Annotated in this window: 18 protein-coding genes; 8 read left to right on the forward strand and 10 right to left on the reverse strand. The window is 42.8% G+C overall.

The window, feature by feature from the left end:
- Positions 1–41: 41 nt before the first annotated feature.
- Positions 42–425, forward strand: a complete 384-nt coding sequence (locus DP117_RS08695; RefSeq protein WP_169218002.1) for a DUF4346 domain-containing protein — start codon at positions 42–44, stop codon at positions 423–425.
- Positions 426–612: 187 nt separating this feature from the next.
- Here DP117_RS08695 and DP117_RS08700 read toward each other — a convergent pair whose 3' ends face one another.
- Entirely contained in the window at positions 613–1,356 is a 744-nt protein-coding gene (locus tag DP117_RS08700) for a TPM domain-containing protein (protein ID WP_169217920.1), read from the reverse strand.
- 677 nt (positions 1,357–2,033) lie between these two features.
- On the opposite strand from DP117_RS08700, the gene DP117_RS08705 reads away from it, so the two are divergent.
- Entirely contained in the window at positions 2,034–2,513 is a 480-nt protein-coding gene (locus DP117_RS08705; RefSeq protein WP_169217921.1) for a hypothetical protein, read from the forward strand.
- Positions 2,514–2,679: 166 nt separating this feature from the next.
- Here DP117_RS08705 and DP117_RS08710 read toward each other — a convergent pair whose 3' ends face one another.
- Positions 2,680–3,150 carry an NADAR domain-containing protein gene (locus tag DP117_RS08710; RefSeq protein WP_169217922.1) on the reverse strand — a complete coding sequence of 157 codons (471 nt, stop codon included), beginning with the start codon at positions 3,148–3,150 and terminating at the stop codon, positions 2,680–2,682.
- Between the two features lie 161 nt (positions 3,151–3,311).
- On the opposite strand from DP117_RS08710, the gene DP117_RS08715 reads away from it, so the two are divergent.
- Complete coding sequence (locus tag DP117_RS08715; RefSeq protein ID WP_169217923.1) at positions 3,312–3,803, forward strand: DUF2243 domain-containing protein; 492 nt, start codon at positions 3,312–3,314, stop codon at positions 3,801–3,803.
- 179 nt (positions 3,804–3,982) lie between these two features.
- On the opposite strand, the gene DP117_RS08720 is transcribed toward DP117_RS08715, so the two are convergent.
- From DP117_RS08720 to DP117_RS08735, 4 genes are all read right to left on the reverse strand, one after another.
- Entirely contained in the window at positions 3,983–4,810 is an 828-nt protein-coding gene (locus tag DP117_RS08720; RefSeq protein WP_169217924.1) for an ABC transporter permease, read from the reverse strand.
- Between the two features lie 173 nt (positions 4,811–4,983).
- The gene (locus tag DP117_RS08725) at positions 4,984–5,448 is read right to left on the reverse strand and encodes a cupin domain-containing protein (RefSeq protein WP_169217925.1); all 465 of its coding nucleotides are present in this window, start codon (positions 5,446–5,448) and stop codon (positions 4,984–4,986) included.
- 117 nt (positions 5,449–5,565) lie between these two features.
- The gene (locus DP117_RS08730) at positions 5,566–6,495 is read right to left on the reverse strand and encodes an MFS transporter (protein WP_348982993.1); all 930 of its coding nucleotides are present in this window, start codon (positions 6,493–6,495) and stop codon (positions 5,566–5,568) included.
- Positions 6,422–7,321, reverse strand: a complete 900-nt coding sequence (locus DP117_RS08735; RefSeq protein ID WP_169217926.1) for a chromate resistance protein ChrB domain-containing protein — start codon at positions 7,319–7,321, stop codon at positions 6,422–6,424. The genes DP117_RS08730 and DP117_RS08735 overlap by 74 nt, the downstream gene beginning before the upstream one ends.
- A 329-nt stretch (positions 7,322–7,650) precedes the next feature.
- Here DP117_RS08735 and DP117_RS08740 point away from each other — a divergent pair, with 329 nt between their 5' ends.
- Complete coding sequence (locus DP117_RS08740; RefSeq protein ID WP_169217927.1) at positions 7,651–8,190, forward strand: DUF3172 domain-containing protein; 540 nt, start codon at positions 7,651–7,653, stop codon at positions 8,188–8,190.
- Positions 8,191–8,268: 78 nt separating this feature from the next.
- On the opposite strand, the gene DP117_RS08745 is transcribed toward DP117_RS08740, so the two are convergent.
- The 3 genes from DP117_RS08745 to DP117_RS08755 all read right to left on the reverse strand — a co-directional run bounded on the left by DP117_RS08745 (position 8,269) and on the right by DP117_RS08755 (position 12,324).
- Positions 8,269–9,390, reverse strand: coding sequence for an AMIN domain-containing protein (locus tag DP117_RS08745; protein ID WP_169217928.1), 1,122 nt, complete (start codon positions 9,388–9,390; stop codon positions 8,269–8,271).
- A 175-nt stretch (positions 9,391–9,565) separates the two neighbouring features.
- Complete coding sequence (locus tag DP117_RS08750) at positions 9,566–10,093, reverse strand: hypothetical protein (RefSeq protein ID WP_211175988.1); 528 nt, start codon at positions 10,091–10,093, stop codon at positions 9,566–9,568.
- Between the two features lie 47 nt (positions 10,094–10,140).
- Entirely contained in the window at positions 10,141–12,324 is a 2,184-nt protein-coding gene (locus tag DP117_RS08755) for a cation:proton antiporter (RefSeq protein WP_169217929.1), read from the reverse strand.
- Between the two features lie 833 nt (positions 12,325–13,157).
- On the opposite strand from DP117_RS08755, the gene DP117_RS08760 reads away from it, so the two are divergent.
- From DP117_RS08760 to DP117_RS08775, 4 genes are all read left to right on the forward strand, one after another.
- Entirely contained in the window at positions 13,158–15,521 is a 2,364-nt protein-coding gene (locus DP117_RS08760) for a response regulator (RefSeq protein ID WP_169217930.1), read from the forward strand.
- A 35-nt stretch (positions 15,522–15,556) separates the two neighbouring features.
- The gene (locus tag DP117_RS08765) at positions 15,557–19,732 is read left to right on the forward strand and encodes a PAS domain S-box protein (RefSeq protein WP_169217931.1); all 4,176 of its coding nucleotides are present in this window, start codon (positions 15,557–15,559) and stop codon (positions 19,730–19,732) included.
- On the forward strand, positions 19,732–20,112 hold the full coding sequence (locus DP117_RS08770; protein WP_169217932.1) for a response regulator: 381 nt from the start codon (positions 19,732–19,734) through the stop codon (positions 20,110–20,112). The genes DP117_RS08765 and DP117_RS08770 overlap by 1 nt, the downstream gene beginning before the upstream one ends.
- A gap of 173 nt (positions 20,113–20,285) precedes the next feature.
- The gene (locus tag DP117_RS08775) at positions 20,286–20,948 is read left to right on the forward strand and encodes a Uma2 family endonuclease (RefSeq protein ID WP_169217933.1); all 663 of its coding nucleotides are present in this window, start codon (positions 20,286–20,288) and stop codon (positions 20,946–20,948) included.
- 5 nt (positions 20,949–20,953) lie between these two features.
- Here the strand turns inward: DP117_RS08775 and DP117_RS08780 are convergent, their stop codons facing one another.
- A complete protein-coding gene (locus DP117_RS08780; RefSeq protein WP_211175989.1) occupies positions 20,954–24,043 on the reverse strand; it encodes a PAS domain S-box protein in 3,090 nt (1,029 codons plus the stop codon).
- Position 24,044 lies beyond the last annotated feature (1 nt).

Genomic DNA, 24,044 nt, shown 5'->3' on the forward strand with positions numbered 1-24,044 from the left:
GGGGTCAAAAGCCCTAAGAAAAGTTAATTTCTATGGTGATTATGGATTTGACTGTTGAAGGCTTAGCAGCAATTGACGACAAACTTTCTCAGCGTCACATTGACCTTGATCCCGGTGGGTATTTCATTATTTATCTAAATCGGGAAGAAGGATTAATTTATGCTAAGCATTTCACGAATGTGATTGATGAACGTGGTTTAGCTGTTGATCCGGAAACTGGACAAGTCATACCCGCACGAGGAAAGGTAGAACGCACTCACACAACCGTATTTAGTGCAAGAACAGCAAAGCAAATGTGTGTGAAAATTTTTGAAGAACAACAGCCCCCTCCTGTGACTCAGTTAACCCATGCGGCTTATTTGGGTCGCGAGTTTGTTCGAGCTGAGATTTCCCTTGTGACAGGGCAAGATTATGTCCAAGATTAAAACAGTACACAGTTATCAGTACACAGTAAACAGTGAAGGAGTCAGGAGTCAGGAGCGGAGCAAGGAAAGCTCCGCCTCCGGTCAGAAGTCAGAATAAAAGAGTTAATTGATTCTTCTATTCTGAATTCTGGATTCAGCAATACTGAATACTTCTTCAAACTGATAACTGATAACTGATAACCGATAATTATCCGTCAGAAGATGGCTGAAACACTAAATAAATGTAGTAAGTTGCCATCGGGATAACGGTGGCGGCGACTAAAAGTCCGACAATCCAAGCAGTTGCATTACCTTTGTTGACGTCAGTCTCTTCTGCTTTCGCAAAGGTGCTTTCTACCTGCACATTATCAACAATTTCGGGAGGCCCAGGATCCGGTTCGCCAGATAGAACAGCAACCAGGCGATCGCTAGCATCTAGAAACGCCTGATTGTATTTATTACCATCCCGCAATGGTGCTGTCAAAGTTTCGGAAGCGACACTCAAGGCAATATCATCTGACATCAAAGATTTCACTTGCTCGCCGGTTATAATTGCTGTACCGTTTTTTGCAGTATCAATCATTAATATCGTCTGATTTGCCTGTGCTTCCTTTGTCGGAAACCATTTTTCAAAGAGTGCTTTGGTAAAGCTCTCTGGAGTTTCACCGTAGTCAAGATGACGAAGTGTGACAATTCTGACTTCATTACCCGTTTGCTTTGCCAAATTCTCCAGGGTGCTGCTAAGCTTACTTTCATTTATACGGCTAATGACGTCAGCTTGATCCACAACCCAAGTAGGTTCACCACTTGTAATGGCTGGTATATCATACACACCAGTCGCCCAAGCAGGTGTAGCAAACACGAAAGTTGCCAAAATCACCATCACTGGCGTCAGAATGAGCCGTTGGATAAGCTTTTTCCAGCTATAGACTTGATTGAGGAGCTGTTTCATGGGATTTACCAAAAGACAGACGTGCAAAAAAATACTACATCACTCATGGCAAAGTTTCGCTATTTACCTGCGTCTTATATGCAAAGCGCAATTTATGGTTATAAGCGAACACTGCTAATCACTTCTAGCTTAAATCTCAAGTAGCATAAAATTCACTAGTTTTTAATGTCAATCCGAATAGGGCGTTCATGAAGCCGGAAGTCAACACGCTTCCTGATTGCAATATCTCAAATGCCCTTACGTACAATGTTGCACAAGTTCGTAGCGTTATAGTTTGGGCGTTGTGCAAAGAACGCTTATAGCGCCACTACAAGCCCAGCGTTACGATACGAGTTTATGAAATACAGTACTAAATATTTTATTTTTTGGATCTCCCTCAGACATCCTCAGATAATTTCTCCCTAAAATTTTGCAGATGCAGCAAAAAGCAAATTTTGTATCTTATCAGCCATATAACAAGTTAATAAGAGTTTTAAATATTAGCAGTGATGTTAGTTAACCGATGCGCGTACACACTGCACTTTTGTTGTTAAACAGTTAGTAAGAATTCAGGAGTCAGGAGCGTTCCCCTTACCTACGCTCCATTTCCAGTCAGAATCATGAATGGTAAATGAGCAACTTCAACGCATAGCAAATTTTGTCTCTATCACAGCCACATTGAGTAAAACATGTAAGTCATGAAACGTCTACAGCACGTTGATCCTGCTTTGAAGCAATTATTGGCGAAAATTCCTCAGGAAATCATTGATACTTTTACAGAAGAGGAAAGAAAAACCATCCAAAAAGCTTTTGGTCGTCATACTTTGACTCGTCATCCTTTAGATTTGAAAGTTTCGATTCCGATTCCAGGACTAAACTTTTATCTGGTGTTATTAGCTGATCCAGAAGGTCGTTTCAAACAGCGCTTGCAATCTCAAAAAAGCTTGTATTTTCTTTGGAATCCGAGTAATATCATGTTCATCATAGGATTTTTCATCATTCTATTAACTTCTGGCTTTACGACTTTTTCCTTTGTTTTGTCCTTATTTCCTTCAACATCCACCTCTTTCTATCCTACATCTATTCCCTGGCTTGACAGTAAATCTAAATGCGAACACACCAGAAGAATCTGGAGAAATGAAAAGTGTTGGGATTATGAACACAATCCTATGTTCTAAAACAGACTGACACTCATAAGGAGATGAAAGAATGAGAGAGTGAGAGAGTGTAGGAAAATATCTTTTCCTCTTCCCTCATTTCCTTCATCCAATAGCTTGATTTCACAACTCAAAGAGTAATGCTACAATAAATTTGTGAAAAGTACAGATGACAAATCAACAAGAATTAATCAGAAACGACTGACAAAGATGGTAAATTGCGTATTTCTTCACGCACACTCATGAGGATTTTACCAAGATGATTGTGACCTGTCTTATTGATACCACAACCCCAGAAATAATCGGTTGGTGAGTTTTCTACAATCAGTTTGTCACCGGTTGTTAAAAGAATTTCTCTAATATCGATATGTGTCAGAAACTTCTTGAGTACAGCTTCTCGCATCACTTGAATTTTAACATCCTCCCAATCTAATCGAACTTGGCGTGTAGTGTCACGTCCTAATGCTGCAGCCAATTCTGGTGTTTGAGCACTATGGATAAGAGGTATACTCATAGCATCTGAGGTTCCAACAAACTTTTGAGCTTGATAATAATGCTCAACTGTTGACCAATAGATGTCTTGCATGATGATTCCATGAGGAGAAAAATTGGAAAAACAGCCATAGGGCTGCCAAATCTTGTAAAAGTAAATAGTCATTTGAAAATTGCTGTTTTATGCATTAAAATTCATTATTACGGTAGATTCTAGCAAGAAATGGTCTGCTTTGAATTCCACCATATTACTTGTCTAAAGGTGGAAGATTGCTTTCAAAAGAGAGTTATATGGTGAAATGAAAAGTTGCAAAAGAGAGGTTGATAATGGAGGCAAAAAGTGAAAAAAGTAACCAACGTATACCGTTAATTGTTGCTGGAATTTTCCTTGGTTTAGGTCTTGGTGGATTCTTTGATGGCATTGTGCTGCATCAGATTCTTCAGTGGCACCATATGTTGAGCAATGTTCGACCTTTGACCACAATCTCTAATATAGATGTGAATACAGTCTGGGACGGCTTATTTCACGCTTTTGATTGGATCATGACTGTGATTGGAGTGGTATTGCTATGGCGGGCAGGACGGCGTGAAGATGTTCCTTGGTCATCCAATATCTATTTTGGATCTATACTTATCGGCGCTGGATTGTTTAACTTAATTGAAGGAGTGATTGATCATCATATTCTCGGTATCCATCATGTCAAACCAGGACCAAATCAGTTAGCCTGGGATTTAGGATTTCTTGCCGTTGGTGCGCTTCTTGTTGTCGTTGGGTGGTTCACCATACAACAAAGAAAGCAAAATTTAGAACTTAAGTAGGTTATATCTTACACCAGGGTCAAAAACCGGGTTTCTTGAGAATGACGACAGTTAAAATCCTTAATTTTCTGCCTCAGTGACCCGGTTTTTTAGATCTTGTTGAGAATCATGCAAGATGTCGGCTAGCCGCTGTATACATGGGTGAATTTTCCACAAATCCTCCAGTCGGAATTCAGCTATTAATCCTGTTGATGAGAAAATATGTAAGCACCCCATAGGGAAAGGGCGATCGCCATCACGAATAAAATTGGCACGCAATACCAAGGAAACTGAGACAATGGTAAATAAACAGCTGCACGCAATCCGAGGCTAGCGTAGGTAAGCGGTAACAAGTAAACAACGACTTTCAAAACTGTTGGTAATGTACCTGGATCAAAAAACGTTCCTCCCAAGAATGACATCGGGATAATAATAAAGTTGTTGTAGAGTCCGACTGATTCAAGGGATTTCACCGTCAACCCTACAATCACTCCCAAACCAGCAAAAACTGCACAACTTAATACCAGTATCAGCACAAACAATGGATTGAGAAAATTCCAGTTTCTAGTAAACACTAGGGCAACTAAAATAACGCTAAGTGAAGTCATTAATCCCCGCGTCACTCCCGCCAGCATTTTTCCTATGTGCAACGCCAGAGGATGCACGGGGACGAGTAATAATTCCTCGAAGTTTTTGGTAAAGATTCTGTCTCCGCAGATGGAAAAAGTCGTCCCGACAAAGCTGACTGTCATAGACGACAGTGCTACCATTCCTGGTAAAATAAATTCTAAATAGTTATTATAATCACTACTGATTCCTGAGCCAGGTTTGATTGAGCTACCCAAACCCAAGCCAAAAGTCAGAATGTATATCAGTGGAGAGATTAATCCAGATGACGCAATTGGTACAAATCGCGCACGTAATTCTAGCCAATCTCCCCAGAAGATTGTGAGACTATCGGCTATGAGAGTTTGAAATTGTGAGATTTTGAAACTTTTGCCAAAGGGCAGCGATCGTAGGAGTATCACTTTAGTTGTACAGAATGTATTAATATATTCTTAATATTTAAGTTAACAGAAATTTGCGGTTCCACTGTTAAAAGTAAATGGGTAAGTAGCAACAGTAGCCCCACCTAGATCAGATCCAAGTGGGGCACTAATAATGTGTAGCGTAAGTGTCAGTCAAGCATTATTTTGTTAACTTAACGACTGAGATCAACTCGACGAAATTCCGAAGGCGGATTGGGCACTTTTTCATGGGCACAGGGAAGGGGAGATTGAGCCAGCACCACAATCATTCTTTCCGTACCAGTATTTATAATTTCATGTCCCACATCTTTAGGAATGTGAACACAGTCTCCAGCTTGTACAGCCGCAATTTCATCAGCCACAATCACATCTCCTGCACCTTGCACAAAGTAACAAATTTCGTCACTTTGGGAATGCTTGTGCAATGGGTTGGATTGACCCGGCTCAATGCAGTAGATATTGAAATGCATGGAATCGGTAGAGAAAATTCGTCGCCGCACAAAGAAGCGAGGATTGAACTGAGCTATTTCTTCCAGGTTTTTGAGGTCGCCATTGCTGAACTTTTTGGGATCTTGCAAAAGACTAGTATCAGCTTGTAAGGGAATCAAACCAATTTCGTTGGTAATTTCAGTTTGCATGGTAAGTCTCTCCTTTATTAACTTCGTTATTAGTTCAACTCGTGGTTCAAATCGTGGTTCAAATCGTGTCACCCAATTAAGCTAGTGAATGAATACATTGGTATTCCTTTTTTGTCGTTAGCCTCTTGCTGGTTCCTCCCTGACACCAATCCGAAAAGCTAGTGCTGCTCCAATTAAAATTCCTGATATTAAGGCAAACGAAAGGCGGAAATCTTCACCACCTGACCAACTAATCAATACACCTGCCAATAAAGGACCTGCAGCGTGTCCCACATCAAAGATGGTTCCAAAGGTACCCATTGCTGAACCTAAATTACTTTCACTGCAAAAGTCAGCTACTAATGCTGCAGTTCCTGAGGTAACAATCGCCTCTCCAATTCCAAACACTGCGGCTAAAACCAGTAAGACCACATAGTTTTGAAACCAGGGGATGAGGGCAAAGGGGATTGCACAAGCAAACATACCCCAAAACAGCAGAGGTAATCGCCCTCTTTGGTCTGACAACCTGCCCATAAATGGCTTAGAAAAAGTTGTCACCAGAATCTGCACACCCCAAAGCATCCCCGCTTGAAATGCACTAAATCCGCAAATCTTGACAGCGTAAATAGGTAAGAAAGCTTCTAAGGCTCCAACTGAGAGGTTTTGCACTCCTTCGATGTTGCTGCTGAGTAACACTCGCCTATCCATTAGGATTTCACGGATACCTTTTTTAAACTTTCTCCAAACTGCGCCGAGTGTACGCGTTTGTTCAGACTTCGGTTCTTCCCATTGGTCTTTTAGCACCAACAAAGCAATCAGTAACGAAGCTGTACCCAAGGCTGCAACCACACCGTAGATAATGTGAAATTGGACAAGGCTAGGTGTCCCACTTCCCGCTAGCTGAGTCAGCAAAAACCCACCCAACGGCGCTCCAATCAGATTGCCAATAATGGTGACGGATGAGAACCAAGACAACATTTCTGCTCGTCTATCCTTAGCAATGCTCACCACGACAGCCATTGCTACAGGTCCATAAATTGCTGTGGCAAAACCATGCAAGAATCGCACCACAATCTACTCCTGCTGTTTCAGGACGCGCATATTGTCCGTCTCGCAGGTCAATTTCATGCACAATTTCCCCAACAGCTTGCATTCCAGGTTTATTCAAGCCAAATGCAGCCGCCATCACTTCAAAAGTGCAAAGGTTGCCACAATGTCCAAAGAAAGCATCTTTCATTTCAAAGGCGACTTCATCAGGAGCAACCTCATGAGAATATCGAATTTCAGCACTTGGATTGATAAATCGACGAATGAGCCAAATGCAGGCTAAGCGGTCTACATACGGTCGGGGTCTGGTAACCCATCGCTTATCCCGGTATTGGGCAATTGCTGTATGTGGAATCTCTACTGCCACAGATACACTCAGAGATAGTGCTTGAGCAACACGGTTTAATGCAGTTATTACTCGTTGTCCATCAGGACAATCGAAAAAGTCAACACGAGCAATCTCAGTGTGTTGTTTCCGTAGTTTTTCTAAAGTTTCAAGCAGACTCCTACGCTCTTCTAAGCTGGTGTTGGCATTTACAGACTTTTCCAATTCAATTGCTTGGGCTTCAATCTCTTGGTACTCTTCGCTACGAGCTTTACGAAATAATTCAGTGATTTCCTCATCTGCTAATCCCTCAAATCGCTCTACCCGCATAACTAATGCTTCACCCTTTGCCTGTTGTACTTCCTGCGCCAGCCATTGAAAGGATTCTATACACTCATCACGGGCAGGCAAAACGTGAATACCGCTTTTAAGAGAGATGGCTCCTATTCGTCGCAGTCGTCGCCACAGCGTGACACGAGGACTAGACGACGACTTGGAAGGGAGAGAGTAAGAGAAAATCATCCAACTCAACTTTGATACCTCCATCAAGAGCTTAAAGTAATATTTATTTCAATAGAAAGCAATAATATTTCATAAAAATTGTTGATACTAGGGTGATTAAGGTCATAGAATTTGTTAGTCATAAAATAAGCAATAAGTCAACTATTTGAATCACATACAGCATCAATCTAGCATGCTTCCATTTTGCTGAATCTGTCAGGTGGTAGGAACATAACAGAAAAACTTACAGACAATGACACTCAAGAATCGTCATACTGAAAGAGGGAGAGCAATTGAATCCACTCCCTGCTGTCCAAAGGGTAAAATTGATTAAGCGTGATTAAGCAAAAATGAGACGAAAATCCACTGGTAGAACAGCTACGATTCCTAAACCCTCTATCTTCCAATCTCCTATGTTTAATTTCACCACCATAGCGATTTTGGGAGGGGTATTTGTTTTGGGTATTGGGATTGGTATTGCTTTTAGCTCGACGGCTACATTTACTCCCAACAACGTAGCTACACGAGAATTTATTGATACTAAAGCACCAAATGCTGATATTTGCGTGCAGTATGGAGCCAGCGCTATGGTGATGGACACTAGATTATTTGTAACTCTTAACCCCTTTAAAGTATACGTCGGTCAGCCTAGTATGCGTCCTGGCTGTGTTTTGCGTTCTAGTAACTGGGCTATTTTAGAGCAAAAGAAACTTGTGTCATCAGATCAAGTCAGAGATTGCAAAAATCGCCTGAACCACTTTGCTTATGCGGGTGATTTGAACGGCGACAAACCTGATATTAGCTGCACTTACGAGAACGATGATGCGAAAAACTTCTTCATCAACCAACCAGGAGCAACAGCTCCAACACTGGAAACAGAAAGATTCTAGAAAAGATGAAGACAGAAGAAGAAAGAAAGAAGAATTTCCTTGTTATTTGGTTTTTCGTTCTTCTTTCTTTTTCTACCTTTACCTTGTAGAGTTGGGAAAAGGTTCACCAAACTCAATCACCCCAGAATTAGGAAAACGAGTTGAAGCATTGGGAACAGTTGGAACAGGAAAATTTGACTCCCCCACAGCAGGAACTCTGTGATTACTATGACTGCGTTGATATGGAAAAGAAGGTGCAGGAAAAGCAGAATCAGAAAGTTGAGAAGGATTATTACGGCTTAAGGGCGGTACTTGGACAGATGGTGTTTGTGGAAAGTTATTAGTTGTTGCAGGTAGGGTTGTTAATGGTGGCGGTACACTGAAATCAGGTACTTGTTGCTGATTATAGGTAGCTGATGGTAAGTTGTTTGGAGGTTGTGGGTAATTATTGTACATTCCAGGTTGTGGACTGCCTGGAGATTGTGGCGGATTATAAACACCCACTGATGGATTATTAGATGGTTGTGGCGGATTATTATAGATACCAAGTGGTGAGTGACTAGGTGGCTGTGGAGAATTGTAAGTGGCTGATGGTAAGTTACCTGAAGGCTGTGGCGGGTTGTAGATACCAAGTGGTGTGTTACTTGGTAACGGTGGAGTTATAGTTGTCGGTGAAAAATTGCTAGGATTCCTAGGTGCAGGTGACAAGTATCCTTGTGGTAAAGAGTTACCGCTGCTACTAGCAACCAAAGGACGTAATACCCAACGGTTGGGATTGTTTCTCGAAACAGGTTGCAGTTGCACTTGGTTTGGAGCAATGAAAGTTCCTGGTGCTAAATCCATGACAATACGAGTAACATCTGCGTTGAGTTGGGAAACGCGAATGCTTTGGATGGCTCCATAAAAATTTTGTTTGGTGGGAATTCTGCCTAATTTAGTACCTGGCAAATCTATAACTATGCGCGATGGTTGGCTGAGGTAAAAGTATCGAGGTTGTGCGGCTGCTGAGAGGGAAATTTCTAGTTGTGATGTCTCTGGAGAAAAGCGCCAATCCTCAAGTCTTGCTACTGGCGCGGTGCTACTACTATTGTTGCCCACATCAAAAGCATAGACGCTTAATGGTTTGCTATTAAATGCTGCTACATACAAGCCAAACAAGCTAACCCGAAATAAATACTTGCAAAACCGGAAAAATAGTTTATTCCTTAATTGCTTATCCATACTCCTCACGACTCCACAAAATTGATTCACAATTGTTATCTACAATTGTCCATGACAACTCGTTTTTTGGCTTCTCGCTTTTACCAAACGTCTCATGAAAAAGAATCCAGCATTTCCTCCTGAACGGAGGCGGAGCAAGGAAACCTCCGCTCCAGCAATTCTGAATTCTTACTTATTAATGACTGCTTGACTCCTGAGATTGTTCATTCTTTTTTTGTGGTTTTGCTGTCAATCCAATAGCTTTGGAAGTGTGACTCACATTTATGTTACCTACTAAATCTTCTTGCTGTGCCAATTGAAGTTGTATCTTAACTGGGATAATATTTGCTTGTGTTTGAGAATTTGGAGTATTGCATAGGATATATCTGGGAACTTTTCCAGATAAACTCAATTGTTGATTCTCAAGTTTACCAGTGAGAGCATATTTTTCAGATGATAGTGTCGAGTTTGTTGTTGAGTTAGCTGGCACTAAAAATCCATTTAAGTAAATTCCTGATTGCTGAATCTTTAAGAAGATAACATTTAATTTTTCGCATACAGGTAATTTTTCACTCAAGATGAGATGATAGTTACTGTTAATTGTCGGAGGTGCTTTGAGCTTATTTTCTCCATAAACACTTACGACTTTAAATAAAAGCAGTACTGAACTGATTGCCACACCATAAAAGGTTAGGGATTTTAAGTTGAAATGAGATTTGGTCATGGAGATAAGAGATAATAGAGAACCAAGACAAATAATGAAGCCTTCATCTAATTTTTCACCTCTGATTTGTCGCTAGAAAAAACAGAAGCAATATGAGAGGTAAATTGACTGTAGCGACGGGTAATGAGCAGCGAGGAACGACACTCAATCGCTAGTTCGTCTGTGTATCTTCCCAAAGTTTGACGTTCAATACCCCAAGCACGGTTAGTACCAGCAATCGTCAGATCAACATTTTCTGAAGCTGCAACTACAGCTTGAATTGGCTCTATGGCTTCGACTATTTTGAGATCAATGCGATCGCGTACACTTTGAGGTAATTGCTCCATGACGTTGTGAAGCTCATAACTGAGTTCATTTTTGACTTGATTTTCTGCCACCACAACTTGTAAAACGAGTAATCGACAAGTCTCAAGATTTATTAGCAATCTCAAAGCAAGTATCATTGCTAAATCATCGTGAATATTTGCACAATAAGGAACCAACAAGCTTTCTAAACGCTCTTCTCCTCGATCTATGAACACTGCTACATCCACTGGTGCATTGGTTAAAATTTGACCAACTCGTCCACCTAAGCGATTCTTACTAAAAGCTGGACGATGCCATCCGACTAAAATTAAATTAACTTGCTCAAGTAAGGCAATCCGTGCTGTTTCTCGTGCAACATTGCTCGAAGTGCGAACAATAGGTTGCATATAAGAGCGTACTTCTGATGGTTCTAAACGTGAAATTAATTCTTCTAGCTGCTCGCGCCGCTGTGCAATGGCTCTATCTGCTTCTTGTGGAGTACTTTCAAAGGCATAGTCTTCTTGGAATTCAATCAAACTGAGCGGATAAACAACAGCGCTTTGTCGATGGTTAACAGCAATCGCCACAGCCAACTGCACTAAACCTTTTTGAGTGCTGGGATTTGCGATTGGAACTAAAACTCGGTAAGGACGATTCTGAAGCTCTTCACCCTCAGAGATGTCTACTTCTGTTTGTTCTGGTTCTTGCTCAACGACATCCAACCTGATAAGCTTTTTTGGATAAGTGTGCTCTAATAGTGGTGAAGTCATAAACGTTGTTACCAATGCCATAATTACCAGCATGGTAAATAGTAGCGGCGAAATGACTCCAAGACTCAGACCGATATTTAAGACTATCAGTTCAGTTAAGCCGCGAGTATTCATCAACCAACCAAGCGCTGAAGCTTCTCGGTGATTTATACCACTGACACGCGCTGCTACATATGTACCAGCATATTTACCTATAATTGCCACTGCGAGGACAGCCAGACACAATACCCATAATTCAGGTTTATTTAGCAAACCAATTTGCGTCCGCAAACCACTGTAAGCAAAGAAGACTGGTAGCAGAAATATCAGAACAAAATCTTCCGTTTTGACGGCTAATTCCCGGACTAAACCCGGATTCTTTGGCATAGCTGCCCCTAGCAAAAATGCTCCAAATATAAGGTGAATGCCAATCAGTTCAGTAATCAGGGCAGAAGCAACCACACCCATGTAAATGAGAGCCAGAACCAATTGGTTCAGGCGTCCAGTACGGCGGTAGTAGCTGGCAAGGTGTTCCAAGAAGTTTCGCCCTACCGTCACCATTAAGCCGATGTATACTAAGCTGGCGATAATCGTAGGAACAGCACCAATAATACTACCTGTACGCGCTACTGCGATCGCCACTGCCAATAAGCACCACGCAGTTACATCATCTACCGCCGCACAAGTCAGCGCCAAAGTTCCCAAGCGTGTCCCTTGCAAGTTATTCTCAGTAATAATACGTGCCAAGACTGGAAAAGCAGTAATCGACATTGCCGCCCCCAGAAACAAGGCAAAAGCGGTAAATGACACACTAGCGTTGGAAACCAGAGGATACAGAAGTACTGCTAGCAGCGTTCCTAAGGAAAACGGTACTAAAATACTGACGTGAGATGTTAATATTGCGATTTCTAAATTGCCGCTGAGGTATTTGGGGTTTAGCTCTAGCCCAATCAAAAACATGAAAAATATTAACCCTACCTGAGATAATACATTCAGGAAGGGAATTGTTTCAGGTGGAAACAAGGTAGCTGCTAATCCTGGCGCAACCAAACCAAAAAGAGATGGTCCGAGCATAATCCCGGCAACAATTTCTCCAATGACTAATGGTTGGTTAATCCACCTAAAGGCAAGTCCTACTAACCGTGACAGTCCAATGACGATTAGTACCTCAACGAGAACGAGAACAACTGTGTGCATGTTTTCCTCACAAGCGACTATCCAGTGTTCCTAAGATAATTCTTTATAAGGCTTAAATCTGTCAACCAACTCTCAGCTGATTTTAAAACGTATTAGTGTTGTTAATTCTTGTTAAGAAACAACAACAGATATTAGGAATCATAAACTCTTAATTTTTTTTATAAAAAGGCGATCGCTAGCCCCTTAGGGGGCCTGCGCTAACGCTTGCCTTACGAGCGCAAAGTACACGCTACGCGCTTCGGCAGTGAGCCTACTTCTTTCGGTGCTATAAGATGACCGAACTTTCGCCTCTTCTTTTTACCGTAAGTTACAAAAAATCAATCATTTGAACCAAATCTGACTATTGGCAAACTCGCGTCAAACGATAGAATTGCACAAGTGGGAAAATGCTACATGTACCGACTGCCGCGAAACCTTAGTACTCGACCAACCCAAAATTGCTGGGTTAAAGCAAGTAGGGGGCGCTTGGGTCCCCTCTGGGGTTGGGGGCTGTAGGGGAGGCAGTGTGCCCAAAGGAGGTTTCCTCGTTGATTGCAACTGCCGTGAAGTAGAAGGAGAAAGAGATTTTTCTTGCTGCTATTAACCCCGCTTTCGTTCTCAAAGAAGGACTACTAGTACTGCGTGGCACCGAATAAAAATAGTATTCAAAATCCACGTAAAGCCTATGATATAAGCTTTTGGAATGAGCGAATTTTGAATGAGCGAATTCCAACATTATATCTCACTTCGATGAAAAGCGCTGTGAAGAATTTTATTAAAATCCTATATAAAACAAAAGAATTATTACAAATTTTTAACGCAGTGAACACCAGGAATCAAAGGAAGCAACCACAATGAGGATTCTCATCGTAGAGGATGACGAGTTAAGTGCCAAAGCGCTCACCACAGTTCTTGAACACCAAAATTATGCAGTTGAAATTGCCACAGATGGTCAAGCAGCTTGGGATTTGGTACAAGCCTTTGACTATGATTTAATCATGCTTGATGTGATGTTACCCAAGCTTGATGGCATTAGCCTTTGCCACAAGTTGCGATCGCACGACTTCAAAATGCCCATTCTTTTGCTGACAGGCCGAGATAGCAGTCATGATAAAGCAATAGGACTAGACGCAGGTGCAGATGATTACGTTGTCAAACCCTTTGACTGTGAGGAAATAGTCGCTCGTGTTCGTGCTCTACTGCGTCGAGGCAATTCTACCGTCACACCTCCTGTGTTGGAATGGGGAAACTTACGTTTTGACCCGAGTAGCTTAGAAGTTCGTTATGACACGCGCACTGTAGAACTCACTCCTAAAGAGTATGCTCTGTTAGAACTGTTTCTGCGAAATCCTCAACGGGTGTATAGCTGTGGGACAATTCTTGAGCACGTTTGGTCGTTTGATAAAATACCCACAGAAGAAGCCGTGAGAACTCAAATCAAAGGTTTACGGCACAAATTAAAAGCAGCAGGAGCAGCTTCTGATTTGATTGAGACTGTTTATGGTATTGGCTATCGACTCAAACCACTACAAGCAAAGACAAACAAAAACAAGCAGAGTGAGACAGAACAACAGAAACAGCAGACACTCGCAGCACTCGCTGGGGTTTGGAACCGATTTCAAGACAGAATTCATGAGCAGGTATCCGTTCTTGAACAAGCTGCAGTCGCAGTGTTGGAAAATAAACTCACTCAGGGATTACATGTTCTCGCGCAGCAGGAAGCTCATACACTCGCAGGTGTACTAGGCACTTTTGGTTCTAGCAAAGGTTCACAGTTAGCTCGTACTATCGAACATCAACTGCAAGCCGGTAAATCTTTTGGAACTAAAAAGGGTAAGCAGTTACGTCAATTGGTAAAAGCTTTACGCCAAGAAATAGAGCAAACGCCTCAAGAGTTAGTTTCAGCTTCCCAAACGAACAACGATGAACCTCCCAAGTTATTGATCATTGACAGTGACAGCCAAGTGACTCGTGAATTGGTGAGTGAGGCTCAAATGCGGGGAATCACAGCAGAAGTCGTAACGAACCTGTCCAAAGCTGAAGAGAAAATTGCTCAAGTTCGTCCGAATGTTGTGTTACTTGATCCCGCTGTTGATAATACCACTGAGGAGGGATTGACACTGTTGGCACAATTGCAGAAAACACCAGCAGTACCTGTTTTGATTTTTACTGCTTGTGATAGTTTAAGCGATCGCCTAGAAGTCGCCCGTTTAGGTTCCCGCGCCTTTTTACAAAAGCCATTACCAGCAACTCAAGTGCTAGAGGCAGTTACCCATGTACTACAACCAGCTGACACGAGTGTAGAAGCAGTGATCATGGTCGTAGATGACGATCCTCAGATTTTAGCAACTTTGAGAAGTTTACTGGAGCCTTGGGGATTTAAAGTCATTACCCTCAATGATTCTCGGCGGTTTTGGGAAACTCTGGAAGCCTCTGCACCGGATTTGCTGATTCTGGATATTGAGATACCGCATGTGAGTGGAATTGAATTGTGTAAAGTAGTGCGAAACGATACACGCACTTGTGGATTGCCAATTTTGTTTCTGACAGCTCATACAGAGTCTGCAATTGTGCATGAAGTGTTTGCTGTTGGTGCAGATGACTTTGTGAGCAAGCCAATTGTTGGGCCAGAATTGGTGACTCGTATTCTCAACCGTTTAGAACGCATTAAATTACTGCGGAGTTTAGCGGAAACAGATCCGCTGACGACAGTCTATAACCGTCATCGCGCAACCCAAGACTTGAATAAGTTTCTACGCTTGAGCCAACGATTCAATCAACCACTGTGCTTAGCTATTCTGGATTTAGACCACTTTAAACAAATCAACGATGCTTTTGGTCATGCAACCGGAGACGTGGTATTACGCCAACTCGGACAACTGCTGCGCCAATCATTTCGTGGAGAAGATGTTGTCTGTCGGTGGGGAGGAGAAGAATTTGTTGTGGGTATGTACGGTATGAACCAAAGTGATGGTGTACACCGGCTTGAAGAGGTGCTAAAAACTCTACAGAAGCAAGAGTTTATTGCCTCTAACGGCAGCAAATTTCAGGTAACTTTCAGTGCAGGTGTTGCTCAGTATCCTGAAAATGGAACTGACTTGCAGTTACTATATCGTTCTGCGGACACAGCCCTTTACCAAGCCAAGGCAAATGGACGCAATTGTGTATTACCTGCTGCAACCACTGCCAAACCTGAACTCAGTGTGACAAAGCATTAACCATAAATTATTAGAAATCATTATAAATAAATTTTATGACTCATATGACTCATTCTTTACCTGAAACTTTACCTGACAATGAAGCTCAACAACTGAGGTTAGCCCTAAAAGCAGCTCGTATGGGCATCTGGGACTGGAACATCTTAACTCACAAAGTCACCTGGGCTGGGGAACATGAACAGTTGTTTGGTGTATCGCCTGGTACCTTTGGGGGAACTTATGAAGCTTTTTATGAAAGAGTGTACCCAGAGGATCGTGAAGAAGTTGCCCAAGCAATAAACCTTGCCCGTCAACAACGACAGGATTTCTATCATGAATTTCGGATTGTCTGGAGTGATGGTAGCATTCACTGGATCGAGGGCAAAGGACGATTTTTCTACGATGAAACAGGTCTTGCAGTGCGCATGATTGGCACAGTTATGAGTGTAAGCGAACGGCAAGCTGTGCTCTTGCAACAAAAGCAGGCAAAAAAGAGCTTGAATGTACGACTCAACCAGCAAGCAGCTGTCGCTAAATTAGGTCAATTGGCTTTGTCAGGTTGTGATCTTGGTACCTTAATGGACGAGGCTGTTGTTCTTGTCACCCAAAGCCTGGGAGTAGAGTATAGCATGGTTTTGGAACTGCTTGATGATGGTAAGGCTTTACTGTTACGAGCAGGCGTGGGATGGAAAGAGGGATGTGTGGGTCATGTGAAAGTGAGTACAGGTGTTGATTCTCAAGCTGGCTACACCCTACTTGCTAATGAACCAGTGGTGACAGAGGATTTGCGGACAGAAACTAGATTTCGCGGTTCGCCCTTACTGCACGAACATCAAGTCATTAGCGGTTTAACTGTGACTATTTTTGGTAAGAATGGTCCTTATGGTATCTTGGGTACACACACAACGCAAAAACGCACATTCACTCAAGATGACATTCATTTTCTCCAGGTGATTGCCAATGTGTTGGCAGAGGCAATTGAACGTAAGCTTTTTGAGCAAATTCTGCAAGTGTCACTCAAAAATTTGGCAGACTTTAAGTTTGCATTAGATCAGTCCTCTATTGTAGCAATTACTGACCGCCAAGGAACGATTACTTACGTTAACGATAAATTTTGCGAGATTTCAAAATACTCTAGAGCAGAACTGTTGGGACAAAACCACCGCATCATTAATTCTGGTTATCACTCCAAAGAATTCTTTCAACAGATGTGGGCAACTATTACCAGTGGGCAAGTTTGGAAAGGCGAAATCAAAAACCGTGCCAAAGACGAAACGTATTACTGGGTAGATACGACCATAGTACCGCTTTTAAATAGTCAAGGACAACCCTATCAATATGTCGCAATTCGTAGCGATATTACTGAGCGCAAGCAGGCAGAAGAGGCGCTGCGACTAAGCGAAGAACGCTTCCGTGCCTTAGTAGAAGGTGTCAAAAACTACGCAATTTACATCGTCAATCCACAGGGATGCATTCTGAGTTGGAATGCGGGAGCACAGCGCATTCAAGGCTATCGCGCTGAGGAAATTTTGGGTCGGCATTTCTCTTGCTTTTACACGAGTGAAGATATCCAACTGGGTAAGCCAGAGCAAGAACTCAGGATAGCTTCGCTTGAAGGTCGCTTTGAAAACGAGGGCTGGTGCATACGTAAGGACAAGTCGCGTTTTTGGGCGAATACAATCATCACAGCCTTACATGATGAGTCTGGACAAATCTGTGGCTTTTCTAGAGTCATCCGCGACATCACTGAGCGCAAGCGCAATGAAGAAGCACTACGCAAAGCTAAGGATGAGCTAGAAATGAGAGTCGCAGAGCGGACAGCCGAATTGATTAGCGTCAACGCACAGTTACACAGTGAACTCGCTGAGCGCCAGCTGACGCAGGAGGCTTTGCGGCTATCACAAGCTCGGTTTGCAGGAATTCTGGAAATTGCCGATGATGCTATCATTTCAATAGATGCAAGTCAACGTATTACCTTGTTTAATCAGGGAGCAGAAAAGATTTTTGGCTACACTGCTAGTGAGGTTATCGGTCAACCGCTTGAGTTGCTTTTACCATCCAAATATACCTGTGTTCATCGCCAGCATGTTGCTAGGTTCGCGAACTCTACTGGAAAAGCCCGTAGAATGGGAGAGCGTAGCGAGATTTTTGCCCGCCGCAAAGATGGGACAGAGTTCCCCGCAGAAGCTTCGATTTCTAAGCTTGAGTTAGGCAATGAAATTATATTTACTGTGATTCTACGTGATACTACTCAGAGTCAACGAGCACGGGAAGCTCTCGAACGCCTCAGTCATCAAAATGAGTTGATTTTAAATTCTGTGGGAGAAGGCTTGTGCGGATTGGATAACTTGGGCAAAATCACCTTTGTCAATCCAGCCGCTGCTAAGTTGCTTGGGTATCAAGTCAAAGAATTAATCGGTCAGTCTATAGATATTCTCTTGCCTGACTCGAACTCTGACGGGACACCATACAGCTTGACAGATTCTCCGATTTATGAATCACTGCACGATGCATCAGTGCATCAAGTCACTCATGAAGTCTTTCGGTGCAAGAATGGTTCTAGTTTTCCGGTTGAGTATGTTTCAACGCCGATTCTAGAACAAGGTGTGGTCAAAGGAGCCGTTATCACCTTTAAAGATATTACTGATCGCCAGCTTGTGGAGCGGATGAAGAATGAGTTTATTTCTGTTGTCAGTCACGAACTCCGCACACCTTTAACTTCAATTCATGGTTCATTGGGGATGCTTGCGAGTGGGTTGCTTGATCCCAATTCAGAACGGGGACAGCGCCTTCTGGAAATTGCTGTCGATAGCACTGAACGCTTGGTACGACTCATCAATGACATTTTAGATATCGAACGCATTGAGTCGGGTAAGGTGACGATGGCAAAACAGGTTTGTAACGCTGCTGATTTGATGACTCAAGCAGCAGATGTGATGCAAGCTATGGCACAACGGTATGGGGTGAATTTATTAGTTTCACCCATTTGTGTTGATTTGTGGGCTGATAGCGATCGCCTTCACCAAACTCTTACCAATCTGTTGAGTAACGCTATTAAATTTTCACCCTCTGGAGGTACAGTTTGGTTAACTGCCGAACGTCAAGAAGATCAAATACTGTTTCAAGTTAAAGATCAAGGACGTGGTATCCCTAGTGATAAACTCGAAACCATTTTTGAACGCTTTCAACAAGTCGATTCCTCCGATTCACGGAACCATGAAGGAACTGGCTTAGGTTTGGCAATTTGCCGCAGTATTGTGCAGCAGCACTCTGGTCGTATATGGGCTGAAAGTCAATTGGGTGAGGGTAGTACCTTTTCGTTTACTTTACCAATCCCTAAAGCTTCAAAGCAAACTACACAAGAAACTGTCAATCATAATCCTTCCTTAATACTGGTGTGTGATCATGATTTAAATGCCAGAACTGTGTTGCAAACAATGCTGGAACAACAAAGTTACCGGGTTGTGACTGTGGCTTCTGGTGAAGAAGCCCTGCAACAGGCAATTGCTTTGCAACCAGACGCGATTCTACTGGATTTACTCATACCAGGGATGAATGGCTGGGAAATCATTGCGGCTCTCAAGCAGCACCCGAATACGAAAAATATTCCGATCATGCTTTGTAGTGTCTATTTACCAATGGATGCTTCAATTCCTCAGTGCAATTCATATACACGAGCAAGCATGCATAGAATATCACAAAAGCGGACTCCTGATGTGTTGGACTGTGATGAAAGCCACTACAACAGCGCTTTTGTGGATTGGGTGTATCAGCCTGTCAATGAAGTATCTCTGCTGGAATCTCTCAAACAAGTTGTCGCTAAACCTCATAAGCGTGTCCGCATCTTGCTAGTAGAAGATGACAACGAACTGGCACAGCTACTGATGATGTTGTTTGAAAACCATGAAATTGAAGTTTTTCACGCTCAAACTGCAAGAGAAGCAATTCACCAAAGCCAGCAATTGCAACCAGATTTACTTATTCTCGATTTGATACTACCTGATAAAGATGGGTTTGCAGTTGTAGAGTGGCTTTCTCAACATAATTATTTGCACAACTTACCTTTAGTAGTATACTCTGCTAAAGATTTAGATAATTCTGAACGAAATCGCCTCAAGTTGGGGCAAACCGAGTTCTTGACGAAAAGTCGTGTGACGGCTCAAGAATTTGAACAACGGGTGCTAGAACTTCTTTCCAGAATGACCCAGAACCAACGCAAGGATATACAGTGATGATGGCTAAACGCATTTTAGTGATTGATAACGAGGAATACATTCGAGAAGTCGCTCAAATTTGCCTAGAAACTGTGGCGGGTTGGGAGATTCTAACTGCTGCTGATGGGCGTTCTGGGTTAGTTTTGGCTCAAAGTACACAGCCTGATGCTATCCTGTTGGATGTGATGATGCCTGATATGGATGGTCCTACAACATTTGAACATTTACAGGCTAATGCTGCAACTAAAGATATTCCCGTGATTTTGCTGACAGCTAAAGTCCAAGCTTCGGATCGTCGCCGCTATGCGTCTATGGGAATGAAAGCTGCTATTTCCAAGCCCTTTAATCCGCTACAGTTAGCAAACGAAGTAGCCCAAGCCCTGGGCTGGACTTTGTGACAGATTTTTGAGTTCTGTTTCATCACTTTATCATTTCTTGGGTGTCGTCATAAGTCGTTGGTTGGCACAAAAAGTCCTCAACACAAATAAACACAACTGTCAATTCTTTACTACAGGTAAGGGAAAATAAAAAAAATAACAGTTCACACCCAACACTTAACATCCATCTTGTTATGTTCAATTACAATCCCTTAGACTGCCTACCTTCATCGGCAGAATTACCAGATTCAGATGATACACCTGTGGACAATGAACTGCAAATATTAATCCCCAATTTATTATTAGCTATCTTATCTTTGATATGGCAAAATCGCGATGATTGGTTTTTTGGTATAAATATGGGAATTTATTCTGCTCCCCATCAAGGACCAATTGTACCTGATGGATTTCTGAGTTTAGGAGTAGAAAGATTTGTTGGAGAAAATGGACGTTCTAGCTATGTTCTTTGGGAAGAAGATGGAATTTCGCCAATTCTGGCTTTAGAAGTTGTTTCTCAAACATACAACGGCGAATACGAACAAAAGAAAATAGACTATGCCGAATTAGGCATTTTATACTATGTCATTTATGCCCCAACGCGCTTGCGTCGTAAGCGACAACGTTTAGAAGTTTATCGCTTAGTTGAAGGGAAATATGTATTAGAATCTGGGGATGTCATTTGGATGCCTGAGATTGGTTTAGGTATTGGACGTGAACGCGGAACTTATCAGGGATTAACACGGGAATGGTTGTACTGGTATGACCAAAATGGTAAGAAATATCTCACACCAGAAGAACAATTACAAACTCTTTTAGCTAAGTTACAACAGCAGAAAATCGATCCGAATACATTTTAAATTAATTAAAGGATTTCTCGTAGGGTACTTAGTAATGCCTGAGCTGTGAAGGGTTTTGGCAAGAAGTGTTGGATGCCAAGACTTCTCTTTTGAGCAGTCGTCCAAGTGCTCATCAGTCCGCTCATTGCAATGATTTGCACCTGCGGATTCATACGTTGCAATGTCAGAATTGTGGTAGAACCATCCATCAAAGGCATCATCATATCTATCAATACAACACTGATTTTATTCTTGTACTGAGCGTAGAGTGCAAGTGCCTCAATTCCATCACTGGCGGTTAAAACTCTATAGTTATGGGTTTCCAAAGTCGTTTGAGCAATCTCGCAGATTGTGAGTTCGTCATCAACCACCAAAATTAATTCGCCATTGCCCCTTGGTGGATATGTATTAGTTGCTACTTGGGTTTCAGTGACTTGGCTACTCGGCAAATACACTTGAAAGGTGCTGCCCTTGCCCATCTCGCTATAAACATTCACAAAACCGCCGTGACTTTTAACAATCCCCATGACAGTAGAAAGTCCTAAACCAGTTCCTTTACCCACTTCTTTAGTTGTAAAAAAGGGGTCAAAAATGCGATCCATAATTTCCGGTGGAATGCCCTTTCCAGTATCAGTAATAGTGATCACAATGTATGAGCCGACCTCAGCATCCACATGCATACGAGCATAACTTTCGTCAACCAAAAGGTTTTCGGCGCTAATCTCCAGGATACCGCCATCGGGCATGGCATCACGAGCATTGACTATTAGGTTCATCAGCACTTGATGAAGTTGAGTTGCATCTGCACAAACCGTCCAAAGATTGGGTGCTATATTAGTTTCGGTTTCGATAGATTTTGGGAAGGTTCTTTGAGCAACCTGTGCCACATCGCAAAGCAAATGTTTAGTCTGGACAATGGTGCGGTTTCCTTCCACTCCTCGACGAGTAAACGATAGAATTTGCGTGACCAAATCAGCACCACGCTTGGCACTGCCTTCGAGTATGCTCAGCAGTTGCTGAGTGTTCTCATCAAGGTTGGAGAATTTGAGAGGTAGCAGTTGAGCAACTGCCAAAATGGGAGTAAGGATATTGTTGAAGTCGTGGGCAATGCCCGAAGCAAGAGTACCTAAGCTTTCTAGACGTTGGGTGCGGAGAAACTGGGTTTCGAGTTGTTTTTTCTCAGTAATATCAGTGTTAACAGTTAGAATAGATTTGGGATTGCCAGCTTCATCGTACACAAGCGTCCAGCGACTTTCGACGATGATCTCCTTACCGTTCTTTGTAACTTGCTGCAACTCACCCCGGCATTTCCCCTCTTTAGCCAGCGTTGCCTGCATTGTTTCAAACTGCGGCCAAATTTTTTCATGTTGGTACAAAAGCGACTCGGCACTCCTACCAAGGACTTCTGCAGCCTCCCATCCGTACAGGCGCTGGGCACCTTGATTCCAGAATAAGAGATTCTGTTCTAAATCTTGAACAAAAATTGCATCAGTCGTGACATCTAGTAAGGCTGCTTGTTCGCGGATTTTCTGTTCGGCTTGCAGGCGATCGCTGATGTCGTCGATTAGAACCAGGCTTGTCCATTTACCCGCAAATGAGAAAATGTGAGCCAATGCCTTGATATCGATCAGACTGCCATCTTTCTTGCGGTGTTTCCAAACCCCAAGGTCGTTCTGTCCGGGTGTGAAGTTAGATAAAGTCTTATGCAGTGAGGTGATGTCGGCGGCAGGAATAATATCAGCAAGCGTCATGCTCAAAAATTCTTCTTTGGAATAGCCGTAATGGGCGATCGCCGCTTGGTTCACCGCTAGAAAAGCCAGGGTTTCCATCTCAAAAACCCACATCGGGTTGGGGTTACTTTCAAACAGCAGGCGATACCGCGCTTCCGAGTCCCGTAGTTTATTCTCTGAACGCTTGCGATCAGTAATGTCTCTGGCAAGATGCGATGCGCCAAGCTGCTGATGATTTGCATTGCGAATCGAACTATAGGTAATCTCGTAATAATTCCGCTCTAATTGTTCATCCCCAAATTCCTCGATCACCGTGAACTCTTCTCCCAAGAGTGCCCGTTCCCAAATTGCGACTGCTTTGGCTTGTTCTTCTGGCAAATGGGCGAGTGCGTCTATCAAACTCATGCCCACTGCAACAGTTTTACCGAATATCTTTTGAAACTCCTGTTTATATGCACTGTTGAATGCAATAAACCGAAACTCTAGATCCAAGGCTGCGATTAAGTCATGGGTTCCTTCAAGAATCCCCGTGAGGCGATCGTTAACCAATTGCACATGCTGGTGAGCTTGCTGAAGTTGTTCCTCGGCATGTTTACGTTCGCTAATATCAATCACCACACAACGACTCATCAGGTAATTGCCTGTACTCTCCGTTATCGCAGTAGCGCTCAAGCTCACGGGCACGATTGTGCCATCCTTGCGAATTATGTGGAATTCCAGATCTCTGACTCTGCCTTGCTGCTGGAAAAGCAGGAGATTTTTTTGGAAGCTTTGTAAGCTCTCAGCAGCAAGTAAGTCGGAGAACTTTTTCTTGCCAATTATCTCATCCCGCGTGTACCCCAACATGTTAAGTTCTGTGTCGTTGATACGGACAAAGACGCCATCTTTATCCAGGGAGTGATAGCCACAGGGGGCATGGTTGTAAAGTTCTTCTAACTCCTCTGTATACTTTCGCAATACATTGTCTGCTTCCTGTAACGCGTGCTCTGCATGGTGCCGTTTCTGTCGTTCTTGTGCCTCCCGCAACTCCCGCTCCACTGCGGGTACCAGGCGGGCAAGATTACCTTTTATGATATAATCATGTGCCCCAGCTTTCATGGCAGCAACGGCAGTATCTTCGCCAATAGTGCCAGAAACGATAATAAAAGGTAAATCCAGTTTCTGGTTCTGGAGTAGTTTAAGGGCTTCCAAAGCACTGAAAGCAGGCAGACTGTAATCTGCAATCACAATGTCCCACGACTGTTGATCCAGTACTGCCTGCATAGCATCCGGGGTATCCACCCGAATATAGTCCAGAGTATAGCCGCTCCGACGTAACTCCCTCACAGTTAAGAGAGTATCATCTTCAGAATCCTCAACAATCAGAACACGCAGGTGAGAGTTCATC

The organism is Brasilonema sp. UFV-L1 (genome assembly GCF_012912105.1).
In the GTDB taxonomy this organism is placed as follows: Bacteria; Cyanobacteriota; Cyanobacteriia; order Cyanobacteriales; family Nostocaceae; genus Brasilonema.

Excerpts from the sequence above, each read along its gene's own strand:
- DP117_RS08695 (WP_169218002.1), top strand. The coding sequence starts at position 42 with ATGGATTTGACTGTTGAAGGCTTAGCAGCAATTGACGACAAACTTTCT.
- DP117_RS08705 (WP_169217921.1), top strand. The coding sequence starts at position 2,034 with ATGAAACGTCTACAGCACGTTGATCCTGCTTTGAAGCAATTATTGGCG.
- DP117_RS08750 (WP_211175988.1), bottom strand. The coding sequence starts at position 10,093 with ATGACCAAATCTCATTTCAACTTAAAATCCCTAACCTTTTATGGTGTG.
- DP117_RS08780 (WP_211175989.1), bottom strand. The coding sequence starts at position 24,043 with ATGAACTCTCACCTGCGTGTTCTGATTGTTGAGGATTCTGAAGATGAT.
- DP117_RS08755 (WP_169217929.1), bottom strand. The coding sequence starts at position 12,324 with ATGCACACAGTTGTTCTCGTTCTCGTTGAGGTACTAATCGTCATTGGA.
- DP117_RS08710 (WP_169217922.1), bottom strand. The coding sequence starts at position 3,150 with ATGACTATTTACTTTTACAAGATTTGGCAGCCCTATGGCTGTTTTTCC.
- DP117_RS08760 (WP_169217930.1), top strand. The coding sequence starts at position 13,158 with ATGAGGATTCTCATCGTAGAGGATGACGAGTTAAGTGCCAAAGCGCTC.
- DP117_RS08715 (WP_169217923.1), top strand. The coding sequence starts at position 3,312 with ATGGAGGCAAAAAGTGAAAAAAGTAACCAACGTATACCGTTAATTGTT.
- DP117_RS08770 (WP_169217932.1), top strand. The coding sequence starts at position 19,732 with ATGATGGCTAAACGCATTTTAGTGATTGATAACGAGGAATACATTCGA.
- DP117_RS08740 (WP_169217927.1), top strand. The coding sequence starts at position 7,651 with ATGAGACGAAAATCCACTGGTAGAACAGCTACGATTCCTAAACCCTCT.
- DP117_RS08775 (WP_169217933.1), top strand. The coding sequence starts at position 20,286 with ATGTTCAATTACAATCCCTTAGACTGCCTACCTTCATCGGCAGAATTA.
- DP117_RS08700 (WP_169217920.1), bottom strand. The coding sequence starts at position 1,356 with ATGAAACAGCTCCTCAATCAAGTCTATAGCTGGAAAAAGCTTATCCAA.
- DP117_RS08725 (WP_169217925.1), bottom strand. The coding sequence starts at position 5,448 with ATGCAAACTGAAATTACCAACGAAATTGGTTTGATTCCCTTACAAGCT.
- DP117_RS08745 (WP_169217928.1), bottom strand. The coding sequence starts at position 9,390 with ATGGATAAGCAATTAAGGAATAAACTATTTTTCCGGTTTTGCAAGTAT.
- DP117_RS08735 (WP_169217926.1), bottom strand. The coding sequence starts at position 7,321 with ATGATTTTCTCTTACTCTCTCCCTTCCAAGTCGTCGTCTAGTCCTCGT.
- DP117_RS08765 (WP_169217931.1), top strand. The coding sequence starts at position 15,557 with ATGACTCATATGACTCATTCTTTACCTGAAACTTTACCTGACAATGAA.